Genomic DNA, 2,925 nt, shown 5'->3' with positions numbered 1-2,925 from the left:
AGGTCATAAAGTTCGGTCGCCACGCAGCGTTCCTTCTATTCGATGCCGGTGAAGACCAGCTTCTGCACGCGGCGGCCGGTATTCACCTCGGTCGCATAGATATTGCCGGCGCTGTCGGTATCAATGCTGTGCAGCCAGGTGAATTGCCCCGCCTGTCGCCCTACGCGGCCGATCGCGCCAAGGACGGTGTGGGTCTTGCGCTCCAGGATCCAGATGCGGCTGTTCATCATGTCCGCCACATAGAGATAGGTCTGGTCGGGATCGGGCGAGAAGGCGATGTCGGTGACGGTATGGGTGCCGCCCGTTTCGGGCGCGATCACCAGGTCGCGCACGAAGGTCAGACCGCCATCCTTCTCCCGCCTGAACAGCTGGGCGCGGTTGTTGTTGCGGTCGCAGACATAGAGATGGCCATCCTTTGTCGGCACGACGCAGTGGACGATGTCGGCGAACATCTCCGACCTGGGGTTGGCGATCTTGCTCGGATCGACGGCATGGCTCTGGTCGAAATCGCCGCTGCGGGTGGGGGCGATCGGCGGCTTGCCATAGGCGCCCCAGCGGCCCTTATAGCCGTTGCTCTGCGCATCGAAACCGATCACGCGACGGTTCACATAGCCGTCCGAAATCAGTACCATGCCGTCCGAATGATTGACGTCGGACGGGTTGCCCAACTGGTCGGTCGCATCATTGCCGCCGGTCTTGTCGCGCCGCCCGAAGCTGCGGATATACTGGCCCTCCGGCGTATAGTTCATGACGACATGGTCGCCCTTGCCATTGCCGCCGAACCACACGCTGCCCGCCTTGTCGACGAAGATGCCGTGCAGGCTGGTGGGCCATTGGTTGACGCCGTCGAGAGTCGGTGCGCCAGAAGCGCCGCCCCAGCCGCCGATATAGCGGCCATCCTTGGCGAAGCGCACCACCGGCGGGGCGGGCTTGCAGCAGACCGCGGTCGGGGGCGTCTGGGCAAGGCCGGTGTCGGTTGCCGTCAACGAATGGGGGCGATGGACGACCCAGACCGAATCGTCCGGTCCCACGGCAACGCCGCTCACCTGGCCGAGCAGCAGGTCGCCGGGCATGGCCGGCCAGGCCGCGTCGACCTTGAATCGGGGGATCTTCGTGCTGGCCGGTGCGATCTGCTCGAAGGCGAGGGGGGCCAATGCCTGTTCGGGCGCGGGCGCTGCGGCGGTCAGGGGCAGCATGAGAAAGGCAGCGAGGAAGGGGCGCACGAGGAAGGCTCCTTGATCGGGGGAAGGCGGCGGGATCATGCCCGACTCCCCGGTCCGGTCAATGGCCAAGCAACGCATTTTCAAGGAAAAGGACCGGCCGGCGGGTCTTGTTGCGCCAGCCGGTCAGGGGGCACCGGAAAATGAGAGATCAGGCGCTCGCCTGCCTTTCGGTGTCGGCGATCCGGAAGAAGGGAAGGGCGTGGTGGACGATCCAGCCGATGGTTGCGGCATAGAGCAGGGTGCCGATACCGACGGTGCCGCCCAGCATCCAGCCGATCGCCAGCACGCCGATCTCGATACCCGTCCGCACCCATTTGACCGGCCAGCCGGTGCGGCGGCACAATCCCGTCATCAGTCCGTCGCGCGGTCCCGGTCCCAGCCCCGCGCCAATATAGGCGCCGCCCGCTATCCCGTTGAGGACGATCCCCGCGACCAGCCAGACGGCGCGCACCCACAAGCCTTCGGGCGTCGGCAGGATCATCAGTGACAGGTCCACTGCCGTGCCGATCACTATGATGTTGGCGACGGTGCCGATCCCCGGCCGTTGCCGCAACGGCCACCAGAGCAGCAGCACGATCGCGCCGATCAGGTTGACCGTCATGCCGAAGCTGAGGCCGAGTCGGGGGCTAAGTCCCTGATGCAGCACGTCCCATGGATCGAGGCCCAGATTGGCGCGCAGCAGCAATGCCATGGCGAAGCCGTAGAGGCACAGGCCCCAGAAAAGTTGGAAAAGGCGGCGGTGCATCATCATGGCAGGCTTTTTCTGTTCAACTGGCCTTTTCCAAAAGGACCAATATTGCATAAATGGCCTGTAACGATGGTCTGAACGGAACGAGCCCCATGTCCACTTCGCTGCTGCGTCCACCCTCGCTGCTCCGCCTGCTCGGCGCATGGCGCGCGCAGGATAGCGCCGAGCCGGCCTATCGCCAGCTGGCGCAGGCGTTGCGGATGCTGGTGCTGGACGGCCGCGTGGGCCTCAATGTCCGCCTGCCGGGTGAGCGTGAGCTGGCTGCGGCGCTGGGCCTCTCGCGCACCACCGTCGCCGCCGCCTTCGACCGGCTGCGCGACGAGGGGTTTCTCGAAAGCCGACAGGGATCGGGCAGCGTCACGCGCCTCCCCGCCGGCCATGTCGAAGCGCCTCAGGAAGAGCGGGATTTTAGCAGCGGCGGCAATATCCTCAACTGGACCCATGCGGCGCTGCCTGCCGCGCCGGGCGTCGGCCGCGCCTATCAGGCGGCGGTCGAGGCGCTGCCCGCCTATCTCGGCGATCTTGGTTACGATCCGCTCGGCCTGATGGTGCTGCGACGGGCGATCGCCGCCCATTATGAGCGGCGCGGTTGCCCGACCACGCCCGACCAGATCATGGTGACGAACGGAGCGCAGCAGGGCTTTTCGCTGCTGCTCAAGTGGCTGGCCGGGCCGGGCGACCGGGTGGTGATCGACCATCCTACCTATCATAATGCGATCCAGGCGTTGCAGCGCGCGCATGTCGTGCCGGTGCCGGTGGGCCTGCCCACGCAGGGTTGGGACATTGACGCCATGGAGGCGGCCTTCCGCCAGACCTCACCGCGCTTTGCCTATGTGATCGCCGATTTCCACAACCCCACCGGGCGCAGCATGGACCTGGGTACCCGTCGTGCGCTGGTGGCGGCAGCGACGCGCAGCCACACGCCGCTGATCGTCGATGAAACGATGGTGGCAA

Annotated in this window: 3 protein-coding genes; 1 reads left to right on the top strand and 2 read right to left on the bottom strand. The window is 65.9% G+C overall.

Annotation, left to right across the window (positions count from 1 at the left end; all coding sequences use genetic code 11):
• Positions 1-35: 35 nt before the first annotated feature.
• Entirely contained in the window at positions 36-1,223 is a 1,188-nt protein-coding gene (locus tag VMR39_RS11205; protein ID WP_325416060.1) for a hypothetical protein, read from the bottom strand.
• 148 nt (positions 1,224-1,371) lie between these two features.
• Positions 1,372-1,974: a hypothetical protein gene (locus tag VMR39_RS11200; RefSeq protein ID WP_325416059.1), complete on the bottom strand. Its 603-nt coding sequence runs from the start codon at positions 1,972-1,974 to the stop codon at positions 1,372-1,374.
• An 89-nt stretch (positions 1,975-2,063) separates the two neighbouring features.
• On the opposite strand from VMR39_RS11200, the gene VMR39_RS11195 reads away from it, so the two are divergent.
• The coding region (locus tag VMR39_RS11195) for a PLP-dependent aminotransferase family protein (RefSeq protein ID WP_325416058.1) at positions 2,064-2,925 on the top strand (862 nt) is incomplete at its 3' end.

This window comes from Sphingobium sp. (genome assembly GCF_035511395.1).
GTDB lineage: Bacteria > Pseudomonadota > Alphaproteobacteria > Sphingomonadales > Sphingomonadaceae > Sphingobium.
This window is presented reverse-complemented; position numbering and strand designations above follow the sequence as displayed.

What these genes read in the sequence shown, in the direction of transcription:
- VMR39_RS11200 (WP_325416059.1), bottom strand. Translation starts at nt 1,974, where the DNA reads ATGATGATGCACCGCCGCCTTTTCCAACTTTTCTGGGGCCTGTGCCTC.